Genomic DNA, 4207 nt, shown 5'->3' with positions numbered 1-4207 from the left:
CTCACGCATCTTGATGATTTCGGCGCGCACTTCATCTAACTGCCCCGATGATGTTTCGATGATGCCAAGGCCGCCCGCGTTGGAAACGGCGGAAGCAAGTTGCGCGCGCGCGATCCAACCCATGGGCGCCTGAATTATAGGATATTCGACACCAAGCAGGTCAGTCATGCGGTTTTGTATCGGTTTCATATTAGCTTCCAATCTGGCTGGTGCGGATGTTAAGTTGTCCGGCCAGGCCTGCTTTGCGATGGGTTTCAATGGCCTGATATTCCGGCGAAGAAAGCATTTTCTGCATAGCAGCAAGCGATGGATATTTGACCAAAGCTACCATATCCCACAGTTCCTCAACCTCACCAATCATAAGGCCAGTGACTGGGCCCGCGTAAACCTGCCGGCCACCCACGGCGGCGAGACAGGCCTGAATTCCCTTACCATAACGAGCATAAGCTTCGGCACCCGACAGATCGGCATCACTGCCGTCGGCATATTCCGCTTTGTCTTTAAATTTCAACAAATTGGCCATGACAAACGGCCCATTTTCGACGCCCCCGAAAAATGATGTCGCCTGCTCCATTGTTGGAAACATTGCGTTTTCTATACGCATTAAAAGCTCTCCCCCTTAGATTTAATTGTGTGCTTAAATCAGCATCACGACATTGTAAAAGTCATTATGCTTGGAAGGGTGAGCAATACAAGGTTCGAACTTGTGGCCCCACCCGTGGCAAGGATGTGGTCTACCACTGAGCTAATCGCCCCCTCGGTTACGACAGATGCGGGCGTGTGCCAGACAGCACAGAAATTGGGAAGATTCAGGAAACGATTTTGATATGCGATCCGGCAACCGAATGGGTTGCCATTTTTTTACCCAGCCCTAAAAAAATAGCATCCACAATCATGGCCAGTTTGGTAATGCTCAGTTTCGCTGTCCCGACGCGAAAAAGAATATCGGGGCTGGTATAACACTGCACCATTTGATTAATCAGCGATACGGCCTCATCGATAGACAGGCCTTCAAAATAGTCCTGCTCCATCGCCTCAGCCACAATGATGGACAGATAATGATCTCCAAGATCAACATAGCCGCGCACGACCTCGAAATATTGATGACCAATTTCTAGGTAGCTTTTCAACAGGTCGGGCTCAGCCTCATACTGTTCAACGATAGCCAAATAGCGTCGGGCAAAATATTGGTACATTTTGTCGCGAACCGGCAAGTCGGATTCCGTAACATCGACCATGATCCTTATTTTTTCGGCAAAAAAACGCTCAGCCACAGCCTCAAGCAAATCTTCTTTGTTGTCAAAAAAGCGATACAGGTTGGACGCAGACATGCCTGCAGCCGCGGCCAAATCTGTCATGGAAATGTCTACGGCGCCGCGCTTGCGGACCAAATCATCTACCACCTCAAGCAATGCATTTCGTCCGGCTTCAATATCAGTATGGGGGCGGGCCATATCAGTTCCTGTATTACATGTGCATAACAGTTTTATGATATATGACAGATTATTTCAATTTTCAATCAATCAAATGTAAAGCGGCCTTGGGGTGTTTCATCAATGGCCGCATTGTTTTGGTCCACGAGTCCAGACAGCGTCAAGCCAAGCAGCCGGACCCCCATCTCAACTGGCAAAATCTGATCCAGCAGCACATGGCCAAGCTGCGCAACAGCCCTGCGGTCCGCAATTAATTGGCCCGTGGTGCGCGACCGAGTCACTGTACGAAAGTCCGAGTAGCGCGCCTTAAGCACCAGAGTTCGTCCCTGCGCCTGGTGGCGATCGATTCGGTCCCAAACAATGTCGACAATTTCGTCCAATGCAGCGCGAAGTTCGGTTTCACTGCGTTTATCTTCAGAATATGTACTTTCTGCACCGATGGATTTGCGTATCGCATTTGCATTTACCGGACGATGATCGACACCCCGCGCTGCCCAGAAGAGATAGCTGCCCCAACTGCCAAAATGCCGAGCGAGCCACGCCTCATCCTTTTGCGCTAGGTCAGCGCCGCTGTTTACGCCAAGCTTTGCCATCTTCTCGGCGGTACGGGGACCGACACCATGGAAGCGGCGGACCGGCAAGCTGGCGACAAAGTCCGGACCCTGGTCTGGCAGGATGACGCACATACCGTCGGGCTTATTCTGGTCGCTGGCCAGCTTGGCGATAAATTTGTTGTAACTTACGCCCGCACTGGCGGTGAGGCCCGTTTCCTCGCGAATAGCCGCGCGAATAGCCTTGGCCACCTGCACCGCCGATCCAATGCCTTGCTTGTCATGGGTAACATCAAGATAAGCCTCATCAAGCGATAGCGGCTGAATCAGGTCCGTGTGCCGCGCAAATATGTCGCGGATTTGCTGCGAGACAGCTTTGTAAGCCTCAAACCTTGGTTTGACGAAAATAAGGTCGGGGCACTGTCGCTGCGCTGTCACCGAGGGCATGGCCGAGCGCACACCGAACGCCCGGGCCTCGTAACTCGCTGCGGCGACAACGCCACGTTTAGACGAGCCCCCGACAGCTACCGGCTTGCCGCGCAGGTCGGGGTTATCGCGCTGTTCCACACTGGCGTAAAACGCATCCATATCGACATGAATAATCTTACGGATGACAGCGGGATCGCTTTCCATCACCGCCGGATGCTTAAGACACTAACGCCAACCGCAACGCCTTACGGTCAAGTTTACCGATCATCGTTTTTGGCAAATCATCCATGATAGTGACGCCTTGAACACGCTCATGCTTGCCAAGCTTCGGGTTGAGCCAAACGGTAAGCGCCGCGCCATCTTCGGTAGCACCGTCCTGCAAAGTAACGAACGCGCGGGGTATCTCGCCAAGATAGGCATCTGCGACGCCAATGACGAGGGCCTCCTTAACCGCAGGATGTTTGTAGAGAATGTCTTCGACCTGACTTGGGAATACCTTGAACCCGCCGACAGCAATCATATCCTTCAATCGGTCTACGATATGGATGAAGCCGTCATCGTCAATTGTCGCAACATCACCCGTGCGCAGAAACTTGCCAAGAAACACCTCAGAATCGGCATCAGGCCGGTTCCAATAGCCGCACATGACCTGCGGACCCGAAAATGTAAGTTCGCCGGGTTCGCCTTTAGGTGCCGGCTTATTTGGGTCTTCCTTATCGACAAGTTTGATATTGGTTCCGGGCACAGGTTGCCCGATACTGCCAATCTTGTTTCTGCCTTCATATGGATTGCAGGACACGACGCCAGAGCTTTCGGTCAAGCCATAGCCTTCAATCACTACAGCTCCAGTAAGCTTTTCAAATCGCTCTTTCAATTCAGCCGCCAATGGCGCGCCGCCAGATATGCAGGCGCGCAAACTCGTGAAGTCAGTTTTTCCGAGGTCAGGGCAGTCCAGCAAAGCCTGATACATCGTTGGCACGCCCGGAAGTGATGTCACCTTAGTCCGCGTGATAGCCGCCAAAGCAGCTTTTGCCTCAAATCGGGGAAGCATCACAATTTCGCCGCCATTTTCAACTGTACGGTTCAAAACAGTCGCATTTGCGAAAACATGAAAAAAGGGCAGCACACCTAAGATACGGTCATCCAGTGGTCCGTTAGGCTGATTGTTTCGGCTATGGGGATCAAGCATGTTGATTTGCCGAGCGTTTGCGGTGATATTTTGATGGCTTAGCATGGCGCCTTTCGGCGTGCCCGTGGTTCCGCCTGTATACTGCAACTGCGCGATGTCTTTTTCGGGCATGCAAGGTTGAACCGCATAATCGCCAATATTGGCTATCAGTTCCGCATAAGACGAAACGCGGCTGTCCGAAGGAAGCGCGGCAATTTCGTTCCGTTTGAACAACCGGTATGCCCAGCCTTTGGCCTTTGGCAAGGCTTCAGATACGCTTCCGACAATAAGTTCTTTCAGGCTGCTATTGTCTAACACCTTCATGGCGGTAGGCAGCAAAGCAGCCGCCGACACCGTGATCAGGATCGACGTGCCGCTGTCGGCTACCTGATGCGCCAACTCGTCAACTGTGTATAGCGGTGAGAAATTGACCACCGTCGCCCCTGCGGCCAGCGCCCCGTAATACGCCGCGATATATTGCGGCACATTGGGCAAGAAGAGGCCAATTTGGTCGCCCTTGCCAATACCTTTGTCTTGCAGTCCGCGCGCAACCCGCCGGACAGTTGCTGCCATTTCAGCGTAGCTATATTTGCGGCCCATGAAATCTGCCATCGCCGCATGGCCCA

Annotated in this window: 5 protein-coding genes and 1 tRNA gene; all 6 read right to left on the bottom strand. The window is 52.6% G+C overall.

Translation table 11 applies throughout. The annotated features are described in order from the left end of the window. A partial coding sequence (locus ACIQ2T_RS12210; RefSeq protein ID WP_397591051.1) for a nitronate monooxygenase occupies positions 1-189 on the bottom strand: 189 nt, incomplete at its 3' end. A gap of 1 nt (position 190) precedes the next feature. Then, positions 191-604, bottom strand: coding sequence for a DUF1330 domain-containing protein (locus ACIQ2T_RS12205; RefSeq protein ID WP_397591050.1), 414 nt, complete (start codon positions 602-604; stop codon positions 191-193). A gap of 79 nt (positions 605-683) precedes the next feature. Then, positions 684-755 (bottom strand) — tRNA-Gly (locus ACIQ2T_RS12200). A 54-nt stretch (positions 756-809) separates the two neighbouring features. Next, on the bottom strand, positions 810-1454 hold the full coding sequence (locus ACIQ2T_RS12195) for a TetR/AcrR family transcriptional regulator (RefSeq protein WP_397591049.1): 645 nt from the start codon (positions 1452-1454) through the stop codon (positions 810-812). A 65-nt stretch (positions 1455-1519) separates the two neighbouring features. Continuing rightward, the gene (gene dinB, locus ACIQ2T_RS12190; protein WP_397591048.1) at positions 1520-2617 is read right to left on the bottom strand and encodes a DNA polymerase IV; all 1098 of its coding nucleotides are present in this window, start codon (positions 2615-2617) and stop codon (positions 1520-1522) included. A 13-nt stretch (positions 2618-2630) separates the two neighbouring features. Next, entirely contained in the window at positions 2631-4193 is a 1563-nt protein-coding gene (locus tag ACIQ2T_RS12185) for an AMP-binding protein (protein ID WP_397591052.1), read from the bottom strand. Positions 4194-4207: the final 14 nt, after the last annotated feature.

Source organism: Sphingorhabdus sp., assembly GCF_044357595.1.
Taxonomy (GTDB): Bacteria; Pseudomonadota; Alphaproteobacteria; order Sphingomonadales; family Sphingomonadaceae; genus Sphingorhabdus_B.
The sequence above is the reverse complement of the archived record's forward strand: the minus strand, read 5'-3'. Positions and strand labels throughout refer to the sequence as shown.